The 24094-nt window shown below is 40.6% G+C and carries 20 protein-coding genes; 10 read left to right on the top strand and 10 right to left on the bottom strand.

All coding sequences use genetic code 11. The annotated features are described in order from the left end of the window. The first annotated feature begins 129 nt into the window (after positions 1-129). From LQ227_RS05155 to msrA, 3 genes are all read left to right on the top strand, one after another. Complete coding sequence (locus LQ227_RS05155; RefSeq protein ID WP_230148530.1) at positions 130-1377, top strand: YdcF family protein; 1248 nt, start codon at positions 130-132, stop codon at positions 1375-1377. A gap of 3 nt (positions 1378-1380) precedes the next feature. Then, positions 1381-2256 carry a hypothetical protein gene (locus LQ227_RS05160; protein WP_230148532.1) on the top strand — a complete coding sequence of 292 codons (876 nt, stop codon included), beginning with the start codon at positions 1381-1383 and terminating at the stop codon, positions 2254-2256. A gap of 745 nt (positions 2257-3001) precedes the next feature. After that, positions 3002-3490 (top strand): peptide-methionine (S)-S-oxide reductase MsrA, encoded by a 489-nt coding sequence (gene msrA, locus LQ227_RS05165; protein WP_230145712.1) that lies wholly within the window; start codon positions 3002-3004, stop codon positions 3488-3490. Positions 3491-4084: 594 nt separating this feature from the next. Here msrA and LQ227_RS05170 read toward each other — a convergent pair. The 3 genes from LQ227_RS05170 to LQ227_RS05180 are packed head-to-tail and all read right to left on the bottom strand — an operon-like array spanning position 4085 to position 8250. Beyond that, positions 4085-6526, bottom strand: coding sequence for a bifunctional YncE family protein/alkaline phosphatase family protein (locus tag LQ227_RS05170; protein ID WP_230148534.1), 2442 nt, complete (start codon positions 6524-6526; stop codon positions 4085-4087). 25 nt (positions 6527-6551) lie between these two features. After that, entirely contained in the window at positions 6552-7391 is an 840-nt protein-coding gene (locus LQ227_RS05175) for a hypothetical protein (protein WP_230148536.1), read from the bottom strand. 16 nt (positions 7392-7407) lie between these two features. Next, positions 7408-8250, bottom strand: a complete 843-nt coding sequence (locus LQ227_RS05180) for a metallophosphoesterase (protein WP_230148538.1) — start codon at positions 8248-8250, stop codon at positions 7408-7410. A 494-nt stretch (positions 8251-8744) separates the two neighbouring features. Here LQ227_RS05180 and LQ227_RS05185 point away from each other — a divergent pair, with 494 nt between their 5' ends. Then, on the top strand, positions 8745-9185 hold the full coding sequence (locus LQ227_RS05185; RefSeq protein WP_230148540.1) for a hypothetical protein: 441 nt from the start codon (positions 8745-8747) through the stop codon (positions 9183-9185). Between the two features lie 364 nt (positions 9186-9549). On the opposite strand, the gene LQ227_RS05190 is transcribed toward LQ227_RS05185, so the two are convergent. Together LQ227_RS05190 and uvrA are read right to left on the bottom strand one after the other, a co-directional pair. Continuing rightward, entirely contained in the window at positions 9550-10203 is a 654-nt protein-coding gene (locus tag LQ227_RS05190; RefSeq protein ID WP_029279596.1) for a LysE family transporter, read from the bottom strand. Positions 10204-10211: 8 nt separating this feature from the next. Next, positions 10212-13025: an excinuclease ABC subunit UvrA gene (gene uvrA / locus LQ227_RS05195; RefSeq protein ID WP_230145721.1), complete on the bottom strand. Its 2814-nt coding sequence runs from the start codon at positions 13023-13025 to the stop codon at positions 10212-10214. A gap of 259 nt (positions 13026-13284) precedes the next feature. Between uvrA and LQ227_RS05200 the strand changes: the two genes are divergently transcribed. From LQ227_RS05200 to LQ227_RS05210, 3 genes are all read left to right on the top strand, one after another. Continuing rightward, positions 13285-13869 (top strand): RNA polymerase sigma factor, encoded by a 585-nt coding sequence (locus LQ227_RS05200; RefSeq protein ID WP_029279592.1) that lies wholly within the window; start codon positions 13285-13287, stop codon positions 13867-13869. A gap of 87 nt (positions 13870-13956) precedes the next feature. Beyond that, positions 13957-14151 (top strand): hypothetical protein, encoded by a 195-nt coding sequence (locus LQ227_RS05205; protein WP_029279590.1) that lies wholly within the window; start codon positions 13957-13959, stop codon positions 14149-14151. Between the two features lie 360 nt (positions 14152-14511). Continuing rightward, a complete protein-coding gene (locus tag LQ227_RS05210; protein ID WP_230145723.1) occupies positions 14512-15696 on the top strand; it encodes an MFS transporter in 1185 nt (394 codons plus the stop codon). 265 nt (positions 15697-15961) lie between these two features. Here the strand turns inward: LQ227_RS05210 and LQ227_RS05215 are convergent, their stop codons facing one another. Genes LQ227_RS05215 through LQ227_RS05225 form a run of 3 tightly spaced genes read right to left on the bottom strand, consistent with a single transcriptional unit; the run spans position 15962 to position 17769 of the window. Continuing rightward, positions 15962-16558, bottom strand: a complete 597-nt coding sequence (locus LQ227_RS05215) for a hypothetical protein (protein WP_230145724.1) — start codon at positions 16556-16558, stop codon at positions 15962-15964. A 4-nt stretch (positions 16559-16562) separates the two neighbouring features. Then, positions 16563-17114 carry a hypothetical protein gene (locus tag LQ227_RS05220; protein WP_230145725.1) on the bottom strand — a complete coding sequence of 184 codons (552 nt, stop codon included), beginning with the start codon at positions 17112-17114 and terminating at the stop codon, positions 16563-16565. Positions 17115-17121: 7 nt separating this feature from the next. Further along, on the bottom strand, positions 17122-17769 hold the full coding sequence (locus LQ227_RS05225) for a hypothetical protein (RefSeq protein WP_230148542.1): 648 nt from the start codon (positions 17767-17769) through the stop codon (positions 17122-17124). A 206-nt stretch (positions 17770-17975) separates the two neighbouring features. Between LQ227_RS05225 and LQ227_RS05230 the strand changes: the two genes are divergently transcribed. Next, a complete protein-coding gene (locus LQ227_RS05230; RefSeq protein ID WP_230148544.1) occupies positions 17976-18935 on the top strand; it encodes a hypothetical protein in 960 nt (319 codons plus the stop codon). Between the two features lie 2 nt (positions 18936-18937). Here LQ227_RS05230 and LQ227_RS05235 read toward each other — a convergent pair whose 3' ends face one another. Further along, positions 18938-21229, bottom strand: a complete 2292-nt coding sequence (locus LQ227_RS05235; protein WP_230148546.1) for a multicopper oxidase domain-containing protein — start codon at positions 21227-21229, stop codon at positions 18938-18940. A 15-nt stretch (positions 21230-21244) separates the two neighbouring features. Continuing rightward, positions 21245-21721: a DUF3347 domain-containing protein gene (locus LQ227_RS05240; protein WP_230148548.1), complete on the bottom strand. Its 477-nt coding sequence runs from the start codon at positions 21719-21721 to the stop codon at positions 21245-21247. Positions 21722-22262: 541 nt separating this feature from the next. Here LQ227_RS05240 and nth point away from each other — a divergent pair. Both nth and recA read left to right on the top strand, forming a co-directional pair. Next, the gene (nth, locus tag LQ227_RS05245; RefSeq protein WP_029280284.1) at positions 22263-22928 is read left to right on the top strand and encodes an endonuclease III; all 666 of its coding nucleotides are present in this window, start codon (positions 22263-22265) and stop codon (positions 22926-22928) included. A 135-nt stretch (positions 22929-23063) separates the two neighbouring features. Continuing rightward, entirely contained in the window at positions 23064-24077 is a 1014-nt protein-coding gene (recA, locus tag LQ227_RS05250) for a recombinase RecA (protein ID WP_230145735.1), read from the top strand. The last annotated feature ends 17 nt before the right edge of the window (positions 24078-24094 follow it).

A 24094-nucleotide genomic window follows, 5' to 3' on the forward strand; every position in this document is an offset into this window, starting at 1 on the left:
CATGTAGTTTAAATTAATATTAAGCTTAATTAAATATCAAATAAATCGTTTTACTAGAAGATTAAAGTATAACATCCACTTAATCTTTATTTAATAGCCTGTCTTTAATTTTGTTACCAAAACTTTTCAATGAAATCCCTCTATCCCTTCCTTTTGCTCTGCCTGTTTTGCAAAGGCTTAGCTGCACAGGATGTACCACAACAGTCTTATCAATTAATTAAGACCAGGAATGGAGTACAATACAAAAATTATTACCTGCTTTCCCTTTTTCAGCAATTGCCCGAACTGCGCAAAATGCTGATTACAGATACGGCGTTCAACAACGTCTATAAATCAAAAACAGCACAGGTAAATGAAGCAGTTAAAACCTGCAAAACAGCTATTAACTGTTACGCAAAAGCCTTAAAATTCAACAATGAGGAAATAGCCCATATTGGCAACCGTTTGGCGCTGCTTTATGCAGAAAATAATGCATTGGGAAATTTGGTGAAAAATCATCTTATCCCATCAGGTTGTTATGCCATGTTTGCTAAAGAACAACACAGAACCCTTTTAGTTAAAGCCTGGGAACAAGATGCCAGTGCTGTAAATTATGCAATTGGTGTTTACGTAGAAGGAAACAAGCCCAACTACCCCAAAATAGATTCAATCAGTTTTAGTCTAACTGACAAAACGTTTGCAGAACTTACTTCGGCCAGTGCATGGTTAGCCTTGCAGGGCAATAATAAGCTCTTTTTCGAACCTGCCATGTTATTTTCATTGGAAGCTTTAGAACTGAATGAACGCAATGAGGCGGCCGATTATGAACCGATGGCTAAAGGCGTAAACCTTTCGGCGATTAACCAGATCAAGAAAACAGAATGGAAGAAATACCCTTACAGCGTAATCCTGGTTCCGGGTGCTGGTCCGGAAGAAAAAGACGTTGCACTAAGTGCTGGAGGAATGATCCGTTGCAGGTTAGCGGCCTTGCAATACCAGAAAGGCATAGCACCATTTATTGTGGTTTCGGGCGGACGTGTACATCCCTATAAGGCCAAGTTCAGCGAAGCATATGAAATGAAGAAATTCCTGATGGAAACGCTTCAAATACCCGAAAGTGCCATTATTATGGAGCCGCATGCCCGCCATACCACCACCAACCTGCGCAACTGTGCAAGGCTGATGTTTAGGTACGGGATGCCGGTAGATAAACCTGGTTTAGCCTGTACCGTAAAATCGCAGAGTTATAATATCACCAATCTGCTCCCCGAGCGTTGCAAAAAAGAACTCGGCTACTATCCTTATAAAAACGGAAAACGTTTGAGTGATACCGAATCAGAATTCTACTTAAATACAACTTCTTTACAAATTGATTTTGATGAACCTTTAGATCCTTAGTTTATGAAAACATTAAACCCAATTTTAGTACTGATCGTGATGTTTTTTGTGGCCAGATACAATAAAACAGAAGGAAAGATCACAAAAACGATTACAATTGACTCATTAGGTGCCTGTCAGGGTATTTCTTATCAAAACGGAAGGTATTTTCTTTATGGCGATAGAGAAGTGGGCATCATGCGCGAATATCAGCTCCAGAAAGACTCCTTGATTGATCAGCATAAGGAATACAAGTTTACCGTTAAAGGCGAAAATATCATCAAACATCCTACGGGCATTGCCTATCACAAAGGCTTACCGACGTTTGTGGGTAATTCGGTAAAGCAAAATGCAGCAGGCAACGTTTGGAAAGCGGTAATTAATTGCATTAACTGGGAAGGCCTTTTAAAGACCAAAAAGCTAGATGGAAACCTGATTAAAAGTATTGAAGATGATGCCTGTATCCAGGGCACCCGACCCGAATATGTAAATTACAAAGGCAAATGGTTTGTAGCAACAGCCGATTATGGTAATAAAGCAAATGAAGTACGGTTATACAATCCCGAAGCCTTATCAAAAGCCGATAAAACAAGTGAAAGGGGAATTCTCTTTAAAAAATTTACCTGCTCACCATGGGTACAAAATTTACAGTGGATTGCAGATAAAGGTATTTTAGTTTTAATCCAAAACCAGATTGAAGGACGTAAATGGAGACTGACCTTTCTTGATCTGGATAAATCGCTTGCTAACGGTCAAGAATCTGTTATCAAAGTTGTAGACACTAATAAACTGGATGAACTGGAAGGTTTTACCTTTACCGATAAGGCTGATAAAGGAATTGCTGTAAGTTCTTCGCGCAAAAACAATGTAAGTTTTATGGATTTTGCGCTTGGCGGTTAGGCCATGCATTTCGCAATTCAATCTATCGGTAGGTGTCTCACCGACCGAAATGGAACATATTCATTCATCCTATCGGTAGGTGTCTCACCTACCGAAAACCGAATTGTTTGTATGTTGAAATTAGGAAACGAATGGTTCGTCTATCGGTTAGTGTCTCACCGACCGAAATTGTATATTCAAAATTAGGAAACGAATGGCTTGTGGTTCTTGGCGGTTTGCAATCCCGCCATTCGCTATAGCTCCGATAGAAAAAAAATCGGAGGCTGCCGCTACTGTCGGGTTTAGGAACAAGAGCTTGTGCACCCTGCAACCTCACAAATAAAAAACTGAGTTAGCCATTTAGCCCCGGCTGAAGCGTTACCCTGCAGCGACGAGGCATCCCGAAGTTTCGGGAAAGCGTAAAAGCGGAAGACGGGAAGAAATTTAGTGTGTTTGCAGAAGCCTTGCGCTCCAAAACATAAGAGCTTGCAGTTGCCAAAATTTGTCAGTCTGAGGGAAGTGTCGAAGACTCCTGGATCCGTTTAACCATAGAAGGAATATAAGATCATGTAAGTTTATGTAGTAAAACAATCCTTCGACTACGCTCAGGATGACACTATGCAGTTTATCCCTTATAGTCCTCGTTTGTAACGAGGATTATTGAGATTCGCATTTGTAATGCGATCCCGTAATTTATCATTCCCTTCTTTACTTTCCCTTTACACATCTTCGTCGTATCTTTATTATCAATAAAAAAGGAAGATATATGAATACTGAAAAAGCCATTCTTGCAGGCGGCTGCTTTTGGGGAGTAGAAGAACTGCTCCGTCATTACCCAGGTGTTACCTCAACAGTTGTTGGATACACTGGTGGGGATGTTCCCAATGCCACTTACCGGAACCATGGCACACATGCCGAAGCCATTGAAGTTACTTTTGATCCAACTGTTTTAACCTATCGTAAATTATTAGAGTACTTCTTCCAGATCCACGATCCGAGTACACGCAACAGACAGGGAAATGATGTGGGTACCTCCTACCGCTCAGCTATTTTTTACAATAGCGAGGAACAGAAAAACACCGCAAATGCATTAATTGCCGAGTTGGATGCTTCTGGCAAATGGCCTGGCAAAATTATAACTGAAGTGGTACCTGAAACCGATTTCTGGAATGCTGAAGAAGAACACCAGGATTATTTACAGAAAAACCCTTACGGTTATACCTGCCACTTTGAAAGGCCGGATTGGAAATTGTAAATAAGGTCGCTATTAAAAGGCACAAAGCAATTTGACAGAAAGCTGGAGAGTCAGTTTTGTTTTCTGGAAATCAGATACAGTAGCATTTCGGTTCATTCCGCCCCGCTCTCGCTCCTGCTCCGATGAAGAATCGGGAGCATCTCACTTTGATCGGGTTTAAGTGGCGTGGTAAGCAATGCTATTTGGGGCTGCACAATTCTGGAATACGATCATCTATCTGCGCCATGCTAACCAACCTTAAATAGTAGCAAATCTCTCCAATTTTAAACCTGATTGCCGCGGAAATCCTTTTTGTCATCCTGAAGGATAATTTCTTTTATAAAAATCAATATTATTGACAGAGCATCTTTAGTGCTATGTGCCAGCGACGAATCGTCATTGCGAGGAGGCCTTTTCAGCCAACAAAGCAATCTTACAACTATCGCTAGTAGCGAGCGCTTTAAGATTATTCATCTTTGCAGTTGTTTTTAAAGGCATTCATGAGCTCACTTTCGTTCGGTTATCTTCGTGCCTCGCAATGACGATCAATTTAAAAAAAGGCAATTTTCTAATCGAAAATTGCCTTTTTGTTTAAAACATCATCATAACAGATCATTAATCGTCATCATCTTTTTTCTTCTTCTCCAAAATCACAAAAGCACTCCGTTTGGGCGCTGGCATTACCGATTGCTCTCCTTTAACCGATTTCCATACCACTTCATTCAGATCCAAATCCGGTGCCGAATCTTCTTTTGCAAAATTGAACAGTTCGGAACGTCTGCTGCTTTCATTCACCGCCACATTCCGTGTATCTAAATCAATAAGCGGCTGAATCACGTTATAAGGTGTAAAATCGGGCTTAGCCGTAAAACATTCATACAGTGGCATGGCTGCAGCATCGTACTGGCTCATTGGTGGCAAACCTAAAATAAGTTCCATTGTTCTTAAAAATCCGGAAGTAGAATACATGGTATGAACAGGTGTATTCCGCTTAACATAAGGGCCAACCACATAGGCTGGCGAACGGTGCGCGTCAACATGATCGGGTCCGTTCTGTGCATCATCTTCCAAAATAAAAACAACTGATTCTTTCCAGATTTTACTATGCGATAGATGCTCCAAAATGCGACCAACAGCCAGATCGTTATCGGCAACTGCGGCCTGCGGCGAGTATTTACCTTTCTTTTGTCCACTGGTATGATCGTTAGATATTCTTAAAGTATTAAACTGTGGTACTACACCTGCAACCAGTAACGAATCGAAATCGTGTTGCCATGCATCTACCCGAACCTGATCTTTAATATCCATATCAAAACCTGGTGAAGCAGCACACATATGGCCTTGCAGCGATTTAATATTTGCCTTACCATAATCGCCAAACTCACCATAACTGCGGTAGCTTACCCCTGCCCTTTGGCAGTAGTCCCAGATAAAACCACCTTTAGGATAGGTAACGGGTCTGCCGCCTTCGAAACTGGTACTTCCGCCACGTGCTCCATAACTGGTAGGCCATGTTTTCTCAACTACATCTGTAGCATAAGCGGCCATGCTCCAGTTGTGTCCATCGGCACTTACCTCTGCATCAACATAGAAATTATCCAATAGCACATAGTTTTCGGCAAAAGCATGCTGGTTAGGTGTAATTTTTCTACCGAAAAGTGTTAATGTAGAATCGCCGTTTCCTTTTGGCAGATCGCCAAGCACCTGATCGTAGGTTCTGTTTTCTTTGATGATATAAAAAACATGTTTAATGGGCGATTTTTCGCCCTGTTTACGTGGAATAGGATTTCCGGCTTCACCATCGGCCATAATCGTCCGCTTATCGGTAAAGGGCGTATTGGCATACACCTGCTTGGTATATGCTTTTAACTGCTCAGGTTTTGGTGCAGCAATAAAAGATAAGGTTCCTTTAAACAAACCGGCAATATACTGCAGGCGGCTATTGGCCGTACTGCCCATGTGGTAACCGCTATTATCGACTTTAGAAATCGGTTGTGGCCCTTGAGGGTTAGCCATAGGTGTATTGCCTTTGCCGTTTGTAACCAAAATTTTCGAGCCTAAAACCTTCACACTTGTTGGGTACCAGCCTACCGGGATAAAACCCTGACTTAAACTTAATCCGGGTTCGCTCACATCAAAAACTGCCAAGCAGTTATTATCTGCATTGGCAATGTACAAAGTCTTCTCGTTGGTACTTAAAGCTAAACCATTGGTGGTAGAACCCGTTAACTGCGTGGCATAAAGTGTAGTGGCAATGGTTTCGATTACCTTATTATTCGAAGTATTGATTACCGAAACGGTATTATCGTTCGCATTGGCTACGAATAAAATATTTCCTTTTTTATTAAGCAATAGTTCATTTGGGTGATCGCCAACAGGAATGCGCTGTAAGATGCTTTCTGAAACTAAATCGATAACCGCAACAGATTTTCCACCCCAGAGTGAAACGTATAATTTACTTTCATCTGCAGATAAAACACAACTATAGGCAATTGCAGGAAGCTGGATTTTTTTCAGGATCTGCTTTTCTGTGGGATTGATAATGTATAAACTGCTGTCTTCTTTGGTTACCGTGTATAACTTACTGTTGTTTTTGTTTACAACAATCCCCGCCGGACTGATTTTTCCCTTTGGCCAAATGGGACCTAGTTTAATCGTATCGCTTTTGCCAAGTTTATTGTTCTGGATATTAAAATCTAAAATCCAGTTGTCGTTACCGCCAGAAGCATACAGGTGTTTTTCGTCTTTACTAAAAGCAATGCCGTACCAAGATTTACTTAGCACTTTTTCATCAATAATCTTTTCTGTTTTGGCATCAAGCAATTGCAGCGACTGGGTACTTTGTCCGTTGTTGGTAATGGCAAGATATTTACCCGAGGCACTGAGCTGCATGTTTAAAGGCAAATCGCCCAATTGCAGCGAATGCCCTGCCGGACTCAGCTTCCACCCATTTGGCAGTAAAATCTGCAGCGTACTTTCGTTTTTGCCTGGCCATTGTGCAAATCCTTTTTGGATGAACAGGAAACCGAATAATATAAATATATATGATTTTTTCATTTTCTTAAATTGACTTAGGAGTGCCTTAGCGATGAAGATTAAAATTAACCAGGGCCCTGATGGTGTAACCGTTACCAGATGCTACGGAACCGATTTCGCGGATAGCCTCTGATGGGATCACCTGACTGCGGGTTGCATAAAAAACAGGCCCACCAGAAAGAGAGAACGAAAGTTTCGAATGGTTTGGCTCCAGATTGATTGATGGCCCGATCATTACCTTTGCACCGCCTTCTGCCTCGTCTTTTTCCCAAAAGCCTTCTAAATCTTGCCCCAAGGCTTCGAAGCCAAGGTATAAAACGTTAGAAACACGATGCTGATACCCAAAACTGCTTATAAAATCGAGCTTATCCCTTGTTTTATCAAAAGCTTTTTCAAAGCGAAGGTTACCTGCCATTCGCCAGTTTGTCTGATCGAAGGAAGCGGTAATCCGGCTAATTGCCGAACCAACACTCGACCAGTCCCTGCTTAAACCTAAACCAGCACCTAACCTAAAACCAGCTATGCCTTTACCACCCACTAAATCTCTAATTACTTCAGCCTGTTGTGCAGAGGTTACTCCGCCAGAATTGGCAAAACCGATTGCCGCGGTAGCATACAAGGTAAGCCTGCTACCTAAATACCCCTTAACACCAAACTGTTGCCCTAAGCCATCATAACCAAATTGCCCGTTGGTTCTTTCGCCATAACTTCCTGAATAATGGATATTCCAACGGGGATTTTCTGCGGTTAAGGTATTCAGCGAAAACAGGAAGGGCTGAGCGGCATCAGTTCCTGTTTTCATTTCAGGCTTTGTTTCATTTATTTTTTGTGCGGCACAGCTTAAAACGGTACCAGCAAAAATGAGCATCAAAATTGTCTTTTTCATTGCGATGATCTATCAATTAAAATTTGGTTTCATTTAATAATGGCGATTGACTTGCGTTTACCTGATAAGTCTGAATCTTATCATTTTCATCAACCTCTACAATGCGGTAACCTTTATAGGCTGTACCCCAGTTTCCACCGATATGTGCATCAAAAAAATGTGGCAGTTTATCGGTATAAAAAACGGCATCTAGACTATGGTCATGCCCATGGAATACCGCTTTTACATTCGTGTAACTGTGCAGCAGTTTAATCGTATCCGGACATTCTACAAAAGGACTTTCGGGTACCCAGAAATGAGGCGGAATATGCAGTACCACGAAAACAGTTTTCAGGTTTTTAAACTTATCGAGTTCCTGTTTTAAAAAATCATTGTTAGGACATAAATAAGTGCCTTTGGTATCAGAAGTATTGGCCAAAACAAAGCCTACTCCACTTTTTTCGAAAGAAAAATTGTCCTCGTAACCGAAAACCGATTTCCAGATTTTTGCATCGGCATGATCGTGATTACCTGGAATGGCGTAAAAAGGAACTTTAAGGTTATCGTAATATTCCTTTTTTACTTCCGATAATAGTTCCGGGCGATCGTGTACGAGATCCCCATTAATGATTACAAAATTGAGTGGATTTTTGTCGTGTGATTCATTTAACCACTTCACAATATTCTCATGGTGCAATTTGTACTCCGTTCCAGGCTGACCATAATGTCCATCGGATGCGATGGCAAAACGCAATTTAGGAGCTTTGCCCGGTCTGGCAGGCGCCGTGTGTTCTTCAGCAAAAGAGGAAAGAACGGGCGAAATACTGGCCACTACAGCGGCAGCCAAACTATTTTTCAGAAAAAATCGTCTGTTAGACATAAGGATAAGATATGTTTTGTATCAAAGCCCAATATTAGGATGATCAGGCTTCTTAAACATAAATTTAATGTTATGATTAGGTTAAGTGAACCACATCTGTGTATCAATTTTATAACAAAAATCACGTTCATCTCCCTAAGCTTATTCCTCGGTCTGTGTCCTCACAGAACGAAAGCAAATAATTTCTTCATATTGAATAGGTGATAAAAGTCAACATGAAAGTCTGTAAGGACACAAACCTTAGATTATTGAAAAACCGAACTTTGCCCCTGGTTTTTCATTACTATTACTACTAAAGGAGAAAGATCCTTCATTGCATTCAGGATGACAAATCCCAAAATCGTCTGTCATTCCCGCGCGGGTGGGAACCACGCTTGCTCAGCGAAGCTAATGGCAATGCAATAGCTTTATAGTCCCCAATCCTAAGGGCTGGTTTTGACTACACAATTTTGGCAATTTCAAAACAATTTAGGTGTAGCAGCGATTATCATAATATGAAACTACTTAAATCATTACTCGCTGGCTTCGCTGGTGCCGGAGCATTAAATATTTTGCACGAAAGTGTAAGACGGATTGATCCAGATGCACCTAGGATTGATCTTTTAGGCGAACAAGCCCTGTCAAGATCGATGAAAAGTTTAAATCTTGAAACGCCAAGTGGGAACAATCTTTATCTGTCCACTCTTGCTGGCGATATAGTGAGCAATGGTTTATATTATAGCGCCATAGGCTTTGGCAGCAAAAAAAATATTTATATAAAAGGCGCGTTAGCAGGACTTACAGCGGGCCTAGGGGCTATAAATATTCCCGATAAAATTGGTTTGGACGATACGCCGGTAACCCATACGGATAAGACAAAAATATTAACCGTAGCCTGGTATGTTATTGGTGGCTTGGTAACTGCAGCTGTTCTTAGCCGTTTACAGCGGACTTAATAAGACGAAAAACCATTACCCAGTCAGTATTCTCACATAAAGAAAAACAAATAATTTCTTCCTATTAATACTTGATAAAGGCCAACTGGAAGGTCCGTGGCGACACAGACCCTGGATTAAGATAATAAACCAAGTGCGCCTGTTCCGTGCTTTCCGTGTTTCCGTGGCAAAAAAACAAACTGCCAATTCAGAACATAAAAAAACAAAAGGTCCGTTGGGACACAGACCTTGGAGAAAGATAATAAACCAAGTGCACCTGTTCCGTGCTTTCCGTGTTTCCGTGGCAAAAAAACAAACTGCCAATCCAGAAAATACAAAAAACAAAAAGGTCTGTGGGGACACAGACCTTGGATTAGAATATTTATTAAAAAATAACGATTGCCTGCTTAATAACCAGGTAGGCAGCCAATGCGAACAAAAATATAGCGATGGATTTATTGATAATTAAGCTACTCAAGGCAAACTTCTCCTGAATATAGGTTGCAAAATGCGCATATAAGTAAAGCGCGAGTGTAGAACCAACGCCCGAGCCCAAACTAAAAATCACTAATGAGAGGTAATCCGTTTCAATCCACTGGTGTAAAATTACATAATTGCCAAAAAACAACCAGAATGGAATCTGAACAGGGTTTAGCACCCCTAAAATTAACCCGTATAAAACGCTTCCGCTTCGTTTATCCTCTTTAGTATTACTTGTTTTAGGCACCTTTTTTCTGTTTTTCCAGGTAATGGTACCCATCACCAAAAACATCACGATCATAAAACAATCGACTAAAGTACTTAAACGCACTTCGCTTACCGCCTCGTTCGGATTGATATCGCTCATCGCCCAACGGGCAAAACGCATCATCCCAAAGGTAAAAAACACTTCTACACAAGAGAAGGAAAGAATAAAGTACCAAACCTGCCGCATGCCCTTATTAATGGCGAGCTGTGCAACGGTGAGATTAATGTTGCCAGGGGGAATATAGCCCATGGCATTGAGAATGATGCCGATGAAAAACGTTAGAAAAAGCATTGCCGAAATTATGGATTTAAATTTAAATGCGATGCTAAATATTTTCCGGTGTACGATTTTTCCACCTTAACTAAATCTTCGGGTATGCCTTCAAATACCACCTGACCACCGCCATCGCCCCCTTCAGGGCCGATATCGATTACCCAATCGGCACATTTGATCATGTCCATATTGTGTTCAATCACCAAAATCGTGTTCCCTTGTTCAATCAAGGTATTCAGCGCCTTTAGCAGTTTTTTAATATCATGGAAATGCAGACCGGTTGTTGGCTCATCAAAGATAAACAGCGTTTTATTGGCATTGTTTCCCTTAATCAAAAACGAAGCGAGTTTAATACGCTGCGCCTCACCTCCCGATAAGGTATTGGAAGATTGACCTAAATGTACATAGCCCAGACCTACATCAACCAATGGATTTAATTTATTAAGGATCTTTTGTTCATCCTTAAAAAATTCTACCGCCTCTTCAATAGTCATATCCAAAATTTCAGATACGTTTTTCTCTTTATAGGTTACATCTAAAACCTGTTGTTTAAAGCGTTTTCCGTTACAGGCTTCGCAAGGCAGGTAAATATCGGCCATAAACTGCATCTCGATTTTCACCTCGCCCTCACCCTGACAAACATCGCAACGGCCACCCTCTACGTTGAAAGAGAATGCAGCTGGTTTTAAGCCCGCTGCTTTTGCCGACGCCAGACCTGAAAACAAGGCACGGATATCATCCCATGCTTTAACATAAGTAACCGGATTAGAACGGCTCGAACGGCCAATTGGGTTCTGATCGACCATTTCTACAGCACTTACCAGATCGTAATTACCAAAAATGCCATCATAAGCACCCGTTTGCTCACCAGCGTAGTTTCCAATTGCTTTTTGCAGTGCAGGATATAAGATTTTTTTAACCAAACTGGTTTTACCCGATCCGGAAACACCACTTACAGCAGTAAAAACACCTAAAGGAAACTTCACATCAATATTCTGCAGGTTGTTTTCCCTAGCTCCCTTAATCAGGATGTGATCTTTCCACTTACGGCGTTTATCCGGAATGGCAATTTTTTCTATTCCCGATAGGTAACGGCCTGTTAAGCTATTTTTATCTTTTAAAATCTCCTCGTAATTACCACTGAAAACCAAATTACCGCCATGGGTACCAGCCTCAGGGCCGATATCGATAATGTAATCGGCTGCACGCATCATTTCTTCTTCATGCTCCACCACCAAAACGGTATTGCCTACATTACGGAGCGAGATCAATACTTCGATCAGTTTATTGGTATCACGTGGATGCAAACCGATGCTCGGTTCGTCCAAAACGTAAATAGAACCCACCAAACTACTTCCCAATGAAGTGGCCAGGTTAATCCTTTGCGATTCTCCACCCGAAAGCGTATTCGATAAACGGTTTAAGGTGAGGTAGCCTAAACCTACATTATTTAAATAAAGGAAACGGTTATCGATCTCTGCCAATAAACGTTTGGCAATTTTGGTATCGTTAGCATTTAACTTCAACTCGTTAAAGAAAACCAAAGCTTTTGCCAATGGCATCAGCACCACATCGATAATCGATTTCTCAGCAATCTTTACATAAGATGCATCCTTACGCAAACGCGAGCCTTTACAATCAGGACAGGTGGTTTTGCCCCGGTAACGTGATAACATTACACGGTACTGGATTTTGTAAGTCTGCTCTTCCAGTTCTTTGAAAAAAGCATCCAGACCTGCAAAATATTTATTTCCTGTCCAAAGCAAGCGTTGCTCTGTTTCTGTTAAGGCACTATAAGGCCGGTGAATCGGGAATTCGAATTTTGGTGCAGCTTTAATAAAATTCTGCAACCATACATTCATTTTTTCGCCGCGCCAGGGGGCAATGGCATTATCGTAAATACTTTTGCTCTTATCAGGAATAACCAGATCTTCATCAATGCCGATTACGTTTCCATAACCTTCACAACGTTTACACGCACCATAAGGGTTATTGAAAGAGAAAAAGTTCGGCGTTGGTTCTTCAAATTTTATTCCATCCAGCTCAAACCGGTCGCTAAAATGTTTAGTTGTGCCCTGGGCTTCTACATAACAATCGCCTTTACCTTCAAAAAAAGCAGTCTGTGCCGAATCAGCCAATCTGCTTAATGTTTCTTCTTCCTGGTTGGTTACAATACGGTCGATCAGGATCTGAACGGTTTTATCATCCGTTAAGGCTTCATCCTTAAAGTCGGCATCATCTAAAACGGCTTCTATCTTTTCTATTTTATCGTTAATCAGAACACGTAAAAATCCTTTCTGTAATAAAATAGCCAGCTCTTCTTTAATCGTACGGTTATTGTGCGGGTACAGCGGGCAAAAAATAGTAACCGTTGTATCTTCGGGCATGGCATTTACATAATCTACCACCGTGCTTACCGAATCCTTTTTTACTTCTTTGCCCGAAACCGGCGAAATGGTTTTGCCGATACGCGAGAAAAGCAGTTTGAGGTAATCGTAAATTTCGGTCGAGGTACCGACAGTAGAACGTGGGTTGGAAGTAATAACCTTTTGTTCGATGGCAATTGCCGGAGCAATACCTTTAATATAATCAACATCGGGTTTATTCATCCGGCCCATAAACTGGCGGGCATAAGAAGATAAACTTTCTACATATCGGCGTTGCCCCTCTGCATATAAAGTATCAAATGCAAGCGAAGATTTCCCAGAACCAGACATACCTGTTACCACCACAAGTTTATTTTTTGGAATGGCAACATCGATGTTTTTGAGGTTGTGCACGCGGGCACCTTTTATGATAATATTTTTATGCGGATCTTTTTCGGCCTCTTTTTTGCTCATGTATAGTAACGAATATAATGTATAACCCCAGAATGCGGTTAGGGTTTTAAGAACATACAAAAATAGGGTACTGAGACGGTTAATTTATTTTTTAACATTTTATTTTTTGCTTTTTGATAAAAAAATAACTTTCTTTGAACATTAACAACCTCAAAACCAAACTAACACACATCAAAAAACATAGGAGAGAAGCTATAGAAATTAAACATCTACAAATTAATTTTTAGCAAATAGTACGGGATTTAGTGTAGGTAAACCTATGAATTTACAATCATATAATGATCAGGACCTGGTAAAGGTATATATTGCCGGGAACGAGAATGGATTGCAGGAACTTTTAAGAAGACATAAAAGTAAAATTTATACCTCTATCTACTTGTTGGTTAAAGACCAATATCTGGCGGAGGATATTTTTCAGGATGCTTTTATAAAAGTAATTAATACCCTGCGATCGGGAAGATATAACGAAGAAGGCAAGTTTTTGCCTTGGGTAATGCGTATTGCCCATAACTTGGTTATCGATTATTTCAGAAAAGAAAAGAGAACACCAATCATCACCAGTGCTGATGGAATGGATGTATTCAATATGCTACACTTTTATGATGAGAGCGCAGAAGATAAAATGCTTCGCGACCAGACCCATAAAGATTTGAAAGCAATGATCCATTTATTGCCTGATGAGCAGAAAGAAGTGCTCCTGATGCGTCATTACGCTGATCTAAGCTTTAAAGAGATCGCAGATTTAACCGATGTAAGCATCAATACAGCATTAGGCCGTATGCGTTATGCATTGAGTAATTTGCGTAAAATGCTTAAAACAAAGGAGATGACCTACAAAGGGTAGTAAAATTGTTACATAAAATTTTTTAGGGGTTGAAATAAAGCATCTGAACTATCGTTAAGTTTATAAAACTTATCACATTTTTTGCTTATGACAAAAACCTCTACATCAAAAACAAATGTAAATTTACCTACACCTAACATGTTTCAGCCTAGAACTGATATTGAATCTGACGCAGAAATCGACTTATTTTATGATCAAATAAAAGGTAAGTTAGATAGACTGGCTAAAAATCCTCAAGATGAAACCATCAACAAGATTTTAGCTTACAGCAGCGCAAAGTAGAAAATCTTTACATGAGCCAAAAAAGCTTGTTCCACAGGGTGGGGCAAGCTTTTTTTTATTTTATAAGTTCAATAGTTCATTTGCCATTCGTTCATTGGTAACTGCAAACCGGCTACCAGTTCATAATTGATGGTGCTGTATTATCTTATAACTACTTATGCACATCATTGCTACCTGGCTATCATCCATTTGGCCATAAACCATTAACGATCTGACCATCAACAATAAAACAATTTAGCAATGAATCGTCAATCTCTCATCCTACCTCTTCCCTCTTATCCATAAATGGCCTAATTTTTACAATCTCCTAAAGCAAAAAGCCTTACCTTTGCATAGTGTAAATTTAACACTAAGTACGCTATGAACAAGAACTTGCTCCCACTCACTTTAGGCGGTTTAGGCATCGGGATAACAGAATTTGTTATGATGGGCCTGCTACCCGATATCTCAAAAGATTTAGCAGTAACCATTCCGCAGGCAGGGCATCTAATTTCTGCATACGCTTTAGGTGTAGTAATTGGCGCACCCTTATTAATCATGATTGCCGGCAAATATCCACCAAAAATGATATTGATTGCTTTGATGATCATGTTCACCGTGTTTAATGCCTTCTCTGCGTTCGCGCCTACTTTTGACACCTTATTTATTGCCCGGTTGCTTTCGGGTTTACCACACGGTGCATTTTTTGGCGTAGGATCGGTAGTAGCCAGCAGAATAGCCGAAAAGGGAAAAGCTGCTCAGGCGGTATCGCTTATGTTTATGGGTTTAACCATCGCCAATATTGTTGGGGTACCATTGGGTACCTTTATCGGTCACAATTTTTCCTGGCGGATCTCTTTTGCCGTTGTCGTATTTGTTGGCCTTGTTACTTTGCTGAGTTTAAAATTATGGCTGCCAGCGCTGGAAGCCACAAAAAACCGCGATTTAAAAGCCGAATTAAGTTTCTTCAAAAAAAGAGAAGCCTGGATCATCATTTTTATGATCTCGATCGGAACGGGTGGATTATTTACCTGGTACAGTTATATTGCCCCTTTAATGACAGATGTTGCAGGCTTTTCGCCAAATGCAGTAACCTATATATTAATGCTGGCAGGTTTGGGCATGATGTTCGGCAATTATGTTGGCGGCCGACTGGCCGATAAATTTTCACCTGCAAAAGCATCTGCTGCCTTATTGCTTACCATGGTCGTTACCTTAACCATTGTTCACTTCGTATCCGCAAGTCAGCCATTGGCTTTAATTATGACTTTTGTTACCGGCGCCGTATCTTTTGCGTTGGCAGCCCCAATACAGATGTTAATGATCCAGAGTGCTAAGGGCTCCGAAATGCTGGCTGCATCTGCAAGTCAGGCGAGTTTTAATATTGGTAATGCTTTAGGCGCATTCTTCGGTGGTCTTCCGTTAGTATATGGTTTCGATTATACTTCGCCGGCCTATGTTGGTGCCGCAATGGCTTTGGTTGGTGCTTTCTTTGCGTTTTGGTTGATTAAAAGTAATCAGGGCGTAACAGAACAGGTTAAAGTACCGGCTGCATCTTTTCATTAGTCCAATGATTGAATGAGAGAATGATTGAATTAGAGGATCCAAATCACTCACTCATTCAAAATTCAGTCATTCAAACTTATTTGCCCAGCTAACTTTGTAGAAAATGAAAGCAAGTGCAAGTAAAAACGGTTAGTCCTGCTGTACGCTAAAGCCTCGCAGAAAAAGCTCGGGCTACCGCTTCTATCAGGTTTATAATGAATGGTCAGTGCGATGCATAAAACCCGACATACTAAAAATTGGATCACCTAGCTAAGGCCCTTTATGCCTAATACCTGCGGCCCCCTTTATCTTTCAACCTGCCTACTACCAGACCAAGGGATAGTCCATAAAAAGATTGCAGATTGTTCAGGTTTGCCGAAAAACCAGCAGTAACAGCCGCTGTCCTATCTAAGTACAGTCCATATTTCATTTCGAGCGGCAAACCGACCGTTTTTCTTCTGATCTTTTCATACACATTATTACTGAAAAGGCATCCGCCTGGCCTATTACAATCGTTATACAGAAATGCACCGGGACTTACCTGATCAACCAACGAAAACCCTGCGCCAAACTTGACATAATGGTAATGGTTAAAAGTATAACTTTTGCCCACTAAAATACCAAAGTCAGAAATATGTGGTTCTGGCAAACCGCCAAAATAAAAAATCCGGATACGTTCTACAGCTGATGTTTTAAGCGCGATATAATTACTTCTTTTCTGCAGGTAAAAATCTACATCTCCATAGAAGCGTCTGTTTCCTCCACCGCCCAGACTAAAGCCAAGGCCGAAATAGCTTTTCCTTTTTTGGTGTAAAGTATCCTGCTGTGCAAAAACAAAACCGTTAATGCAAACGAGCAATAAGATTAAAACATGTTTTCGCATACTATTAAAGCTTTTTAGAACCGAATACCAAACCTAAACCTGCTGTTGCAAAAGTTTTTTGCCTGTTTGCATTGCCATTCACTGATAAAGAAATTCCAACACCATCAACAAAACGGAATATATACCTGGCCTCAGCAACAAGTCCCACCGAGTTTTTTTGTATAATCTTATCCCTTGTGGTATCACTATTCGACTCATCGTACTTTTTCAGATCTGCAATTAGTGCTACGCCCCCTCCAAATTCAATCCTATGATTGGAATTGATTTTAACCCGCTTACCTAACATCAGTGCCACTTCAGAAAAACCCGGCATAGTTGTTTCTTCTCCATTTACATTCACTTCATAACTCTCCTGCATTACGGAAGATATTTTGAACTTAAGATAAGAACCCGGTTTGTTGTATGCAATAAAGCCCGAAACCAAGGGTTTTTGCAATGTTGCAGCGCCGAGCTCAAGCCCAAAACTTAGGGGATTAAAAAAATCATCAAAATTTCTTTGTGCTTTAACAATACTGCCCAGCAAGGTTAAAACCGATAATAAAATAATCTTTTTCATAACTATATTATTTAATTCTTTTAAAATGAAAAGCAGAATCGTAAGAAAGACCTGCGCCGATAAACAGTAAAAGCGCACCAGAATTGTCGTAAGCATGATTTAAGATAAGCCCTCCGTCGCTAGCCAGTCCAATCCTTGTTTTCTCACTTTTTGAGCCGCCCAAAATGTATGGCACTCCCTGAAATTCGACATACTTGTTTCCTAAAAGCAACAAGCCTCTCGATTGCAGCTTAGCTGATAGGGTTACACTATCTACAATTATACTGTCCTTTTTAAAGTGAAAACGGATCTGGTTATTGTCCATCACTTTTAGATCAACGACCACATTTTCAGAAGGCTTAAAATAGATTCCACGTTTGCTGATATACTGATGAAAGTGCTCGGTTATAGGTTGATAACGGAGCGTCTCGGCTACCCCATTCTTTTTATAGGTTAAATCAGGAAATAACTGGTAGGTACCGGAAAGTTTTGACACCTCGTCTTTGTCCAGCTTAACCTTGTGCCGCCTGATGGGCCTGTCAGAAAAAGAAGCGCAGCCCGAAAACAATAGGCAGATTGTAATCGCACGGATAACCTGCCTAAAGCAGCGCATGTTATCATTCAGCCTATTGTAATTGACATTAGGCCGAATTGGGTTTGAGATTAGCATATTCATTTTGATGTATTTTAAATTGTTTATCAAATCTAAAACACTTCATAACCCTCAATTAATCTAAAAGATTACATCACACCAAATACATAACCCTTAAAATAAATTCACAACCTAATATGTTATTATAAATTATAATCTTTAAATTAACGTCTTACAATAATTCGTTTGATTATTAAAAACGATAGGATTTCATTTATAAATTAATCTTTATGGATACTCAGCAAGCATTATTTTTTCAAGCCATCAAAGCTGCGTTGCCAGAATACCAGAACCTGGCGCTGAGTGTAGCCGAAGAGTTAGGAATAAGTACCAATGAGGCCTATAAGAAAATCAGGGGCGACAGCAACCTTACTTTCCAGCAAATCATCAAGCTTTCCGATTGTTTCGATGTCCCGTTTCTGTACAGCCCAAAACAATCGTTATCGGTTACTTTTAGCTATTTAAGTGTAAATGAAGATTTAGATATGATTGGCTATCTCCGGAATTTGCTGGACAATATAAAAGCCATCAAGAACAGCAACAAGAAACACATCACCATTACGACCGACGATATTCCTTTATTTCATTTTTTCAAGTACCCCGAACTCACCAGTTTTAAACTCTTCTTTTGGGCAAATAGCGCCAATAATCTGGAAATGCCGTTCAGTTCTTCCTTCCTATCCGATGAGATTATTAAAATTTCGCAAGAGCTGCATGCCACTTACCTGGAAATACCAAGCACCGAAATATGGTCTAAAGATACCGTAACAGGCACACTCGAACAGATCAGGTATGCATTCGAAGCCGGGCATCTTACCGATACCGAACTGGCCGTAAAAATTGTAGAGCAGGTAAGGTATTGCCTCACTGATATGAATATGTACGCCATTAGCAGCAAAAAAACCATCGACCCAAACCATACCTTTAATTGGTATAATTGCGATGTATTGGGAAGCATCGCTTACCTGGTCGATTTTAAAGACCGCATGGCCTGCTACAACAGGTTTAATACTTTCAATTACTTAAGAACCGAAGATCAGGCCTATTGCAAACAAACCAAACAATGGATGCAAGGCCTGATTATGAAATCGGTTTCTTTTAGCGGCCAGGGAGAAAAACACCGCAATAAATACCTGTATAATGCCTTTGCCGAATGCGACAAGCTGCTGAGGGAGATTACCAATGGTTAAGATTAATAATTAAGCGTTAAGCCTGCGCCAAAACCCATATCGCTATCATAGTGCGCAGAAACACCCATGTATTTTGTGGTAATAAATTTAAGTCCGCCCATAAATTCTTTATCGCTATTTACCATAAAGCTTGCCCTTAAGCGTTTAGAAATCGGTATATCTTCACGCATCAACTGCAAACGAACATTACCGTCGTGGTAAACTTCCGCCTGCGCTACCACTAGCATTGGCAAGGTATAGGCAAGCCCTACACTAAACAATCTTCTGTTATCCTTTGTGCTTTTTTGGCCAAAAATATTGCTTTCCTGTTCGCCAGCTTCCATTTTCCGGTAGCGCCAATCGAAACCCACAAAAGGCATTAACCATTGCATTCTATCTACGTACCGGCCAATATGAGTTTCGGTTTCAAAGCCATGCATTTTATTGTAACCTAAGCGCCACTCGGCGCCAATGCTCCAGCGCGTATTTGCCAACATGGCCATACCGTCGTTTCCGTTACTCGCAAAATCGTTTTCGGCCATAAAATGAAACATCCTGTCATCGGCAAAAAGTTTTCGCTGCGCCAATTTAGGGTTTGGGATTTCGGGGTTTAGCGGTGAGTTTTCATAACTGAAGATTTTACCCATCCCACTCATCATGTGGTATAAAATGTGGCAATGAAAAAACCAATCGCCACTTTCTGAAGCGCTAAACTCAATGGTATCGCGCTCCATGGGCATAATATCGAGTACATTTTTTAAAGGAGCGTAATCGCCCTGACCATTAATTACCCTAAAATCGTGCCCATGCAAGTGCATAGGGTGGCGCATCATACTGTTGTTATATAAAATGATCCGCAGGTTTTCGCCTTTTTTGATGAGGATTTTATCTTCTTCAGAAATGGTTTTATTATCTAAAGTCCAGACATAACGGTTCATGTTGCCCGTTAACTGAAACTCCATTTCGCGAGTTGGGGCTTTAGGCAAAACCGTTTTTTCAGGCGAGCGCAACATATCGTAATTTAATGTTGTCATAGGACCTTTTGCGCTTTTGCCGCTCCCCATATTATGGGCCTTATGCGCATCAACAACAACAGTATCTGTTCCCGCATCATCCAGCTCAGCATACATTACGGTATTCATATCCATCACCTGATTCTGCATTTTCATGCCTTCCATCTGCACCAGATTACCGTTCATATCCATCATTTCGTTCATCATTTTCATGCCTTCGAAATATTTCAATTTGGGCAATTTTTGGGCCGGCACTTTTTGCCCACTACCCAGCCATAAAGAAGCAGATTTGGTACGGTCTTCGGGGGTTACCAAAAACTCGAAGTTTTTATTTTCGGGGATGGTTACCATTACATCATAGGTTTCGGAAACGGCAATAATGAGCCGATCTACTTCTACAGGTGTTACATCGTTACCATCATTGGCCACCACCGTTATTTTACCACCGGCATAAGTGAGCCAAAAATAGGTAGATGCCCCGCCGTTAGCAATTCGCAACCTTACTTTATCGCCTGCTTTGAGCTTGTTTGGTACCTGGTACTGATTTTTTCCGTTTACCAAAAATGCTTCGTAGTACACATCACTCACATCCATGGCAGTCATCCGTTTCAGTTCGTTGGTGAGCTTGGTTTTGAAATGCCCGCCTTTTATGGCTTCGGCATAACTCTGTGTTGTGCCTTTTTTTATCGCGAACCAATCATTGGCATTGTGTAATCTCCTGTCAACTTCGTGCGGCATCATGTTTGTCCACTCACTCAAAACAACAGGTATCGTAGGTATAACAGGCTCTTTCCTTTTATTTAAAATCATGGCACCGTACATCCCAATCTGCTCCTGCAAGCCCGAATGGCTATGGTACCAATGGGTACCGTTCTGTATAATTGGAAAACGGTAAACGTGGGTTTTATTGGGCTCAATAGGCATTTGGGTTAAATAAGGAACCCCATCATATTGATTTGGCAAAAATAGCCCATGCCAATGCAACGAAGTTGACTCCTTAAGTCTATTATGTACATGTATTTCTGCTGTATCACCCTCGGTAAAAGTTAGTGTTGGCATAGGTATTTGCCCGTTAACCGCAATGGCTCTTTTAGGTTTCCCACCAAAAGTCACCGTTGTATCGGCAACATATAAATCATAGCGCACAACCCCCGGCGACTTTTTGTTGCCTAAAGTTTCCACATCACTTACTTTGGGGGGAGCTTTTTTTGGGGCGGCTGCTTTTACCTCACTGTGCTGATGTTGGCCAAAAGCAAGGCTACTGAGCAAAATACTAAGGCAACAAACTAAAATAAACTTCATTTTGTAGCGTATGTTTTATTTAAGTACCTCGGCAACCTTGCCACAAGTTAACATTTTACTGCCATAATACGGATTTTTTATCGCCTCGCTTTCACTTAACCAATAGCTTTTTTTCATCGGGCAATAAGCATAATAAACAGGCTTATCGCTCAGTTTTACTGCTTTTACCAAGGCATAAAAATCGGTCGACAGGGAGGTAAAATGATCTCTTTGATGTTCGATATCTTTACTTTCGGCAATGTGTTCGGCATCAAATAATATTTTATCACGCAATACTTTGGAAGTATTCGTTTTTTCGTTGGCTTTTATGGCGTTGATTAATACAGTAGCCTTGGTACCAGCCACGTTTGCATTGCTGCTAATCAAGGCATCTTTAACTTCGTAATAAGCCTGCAAAGGGTTAACCGCTGCTGCTTTTTCCTGTGCTGATACACTGCCAGCCACAATTAGTACAAGAACATTGATTGTCCATAATTTAAATAATCTTTTCATTTTGTGTTACTTTAAATGTTATCAACCTATTTCCTGATACCAGTTTGCGAGCTGCTTATTAATTTACTTTGTAACCAGAACAGGGTTTTATTGTTACACAAAGCTAGCGGCATGGCCTTTCCGGATGTTACACTTTTATCGAAAATGTTTATATAATTATTGCTTGTAGTTGGGCCATGAGGTTGGCGTTAAGCGGTTGGTGTGGATTGAGCGGTTTAACAATTAACCTTTATAAACAAAGGCCCTTCGAGTACGCTATCATTGACAGCTCCAATAGAAAGATCGTCATTGCGAGGCACGAAGCAATCTTAAAGCGCTCGCTACTAGCGATAGTTGTAAGATTGCTTCGTCGGCTGAAAAAGCCTTCTCGCAATGACGAATCCTCGCTGGAACATAGCAATTAAACCCTCTGTCAATATTGATTTCTGTACAATAAATTAACCCTTACGATGACAAATCGCAGTTTTAATGCATGCCTCATCCATCTTCATGATCTTCCATTTCCCATATAACATTTTCCATCTTTACCCTATATTTGCACATGCTTAAAAAAGAACGCTACAAACTTTTTGTAGAACATTTTTCGGCCAAGCAGCCTGATGCAGAAACCGAGTTACATTATAATAATCCCTACCAGCTTTTAGTGGCGGTAATCCTTTCAGCACAATGCACCGATAAAAGGGTAAACATGGTAACCCCTGCGCTTTTTCAACGCTTCCCTAATGCTAAAGCACTGGCCGAAGCTACGCCCGATATTGTTTTCGATTACATCAGAAGCATCAGCTACCCCAACAATAAGGCTAAACACCTGGTGGGTATGGCTAATATTCTGCTTAACGAATTTAACGATGTGGTGCCTTCGGGGATTGACGATTTACAGAAAATGCCAGGTGTTGGCCGCAAAACCGCCAATGTAATTGCCTCGGTAATTTACAATGCACCGGCGATGGCGGTTGATACCCATGTTTTCCGTGTGGCCAACCGTTTGGGTTTAACCAATGGTAAAACCCCACTGGCGGTTGAAAAAGATTTAGTTAAAAACCTTCCCGAACACGATATCCACATTGCACACCATTGGCTTATTCTGCACGGACGTTACGTTTGTGTGGCCAGAAGCCCCAAATGTGATGTTTGCGAAATTACCTACATGTGCAGGTACTTCGAACGGTTAACCGCTCAAAACGAAAGAGATAAATTAAAAGCTTAAAAAATTATTTTCACTTTACTATTGACATTAGCTAAAAAACATTTACCTTAGCTAAATATATTAGTATTATAAATATCAACATTTAAGCATATTAGCCGATAAACGATTATATTTACGCAATCAATGAAAAAAGAAATGAGCACTGCAAATCCAGATAAATTAAAAGCCCTACAACTTACCTTAGATAAGCTAGAGAAATCATACGGTAAAGGTACCATCATGAAACTTGGCGATTCTGCCGTTGAACCGATAGATTTTATTTCTACCGGATCAATCAGTTTAGATATTGCTTTAGGTATTGGCGGTATCCCAAAAGGCCGTGTAATTGAAATCTATGGTCCGGAATCTTCTGGTAAAACAACTTTAGCAACACATATTATTGCCGAAGCACAGAAAAAAGGCGGCATTGCTGCTTTTATCGACGCAGAGCATGCTTTTGATCAGTTTTACGCAAAGAAACTAGGTGTAGATACCGATAACCTTCTAATCTCTCAACCAGATAATGGTGAGCAGGCATTAGAAATAGCTGATAACTTAATCCGTTCAGGTGCTATTGATGTAATCGTAATTGACTCTGTTGCGGCTTTGGTTCCTAAAAGTGAAATTGAGGGCGAAATGGGCGACAGTAAAATGGGTTTACACGCCCGTTTAATGAGTCAGGCGCTACGTAAATTAACCGGAACAATTTCTAAAACCGGATGTTGCTGTATTTTCATTAACCAGTTACGCGATAAAATTGGGGTGATGTTCGGAAACCCAGAAACCACAACGGGTGGTAATGCGTTGAAATTTTATGCATCAGTACGTTTAGATATCCGTCGTATTTCACAGATCAAAGATTCTGATGAAGTTTCCGGTAACCGTGTGAAAGTAAAAATCGTTAAAAATAAAGTGGCTCCACCTTTCCGCATTGCAGAATTTGATGTAATGTTTGGTGAAGGTATTTCTAAAAACGGAGAGATTGTAGATTTAGGTGTTGACTTCGGCATCATCAAAAAAGCTGGCTCATGGTACTCTTACGGAGATACCAAACTTGGCCAAGGTAGAGACGCCGTAAAACAATTGTTAAGCGACAACCCTGAACTTGCAGAAGAATTAGAAATTAAAATTAAAGCCGAAGTAACCGGCGATAAATTGGCTGAGAAATAGAAATCACCAGATAAATC

The organism is Pedobacter sp. Bi27 (genome assembly GCF_918698255.1).
GTDB lineage: Bacteria > Bacteroidota > Bacteroidia > Sphingobacteriales > Sphingobacteriaceae > Pedobacter.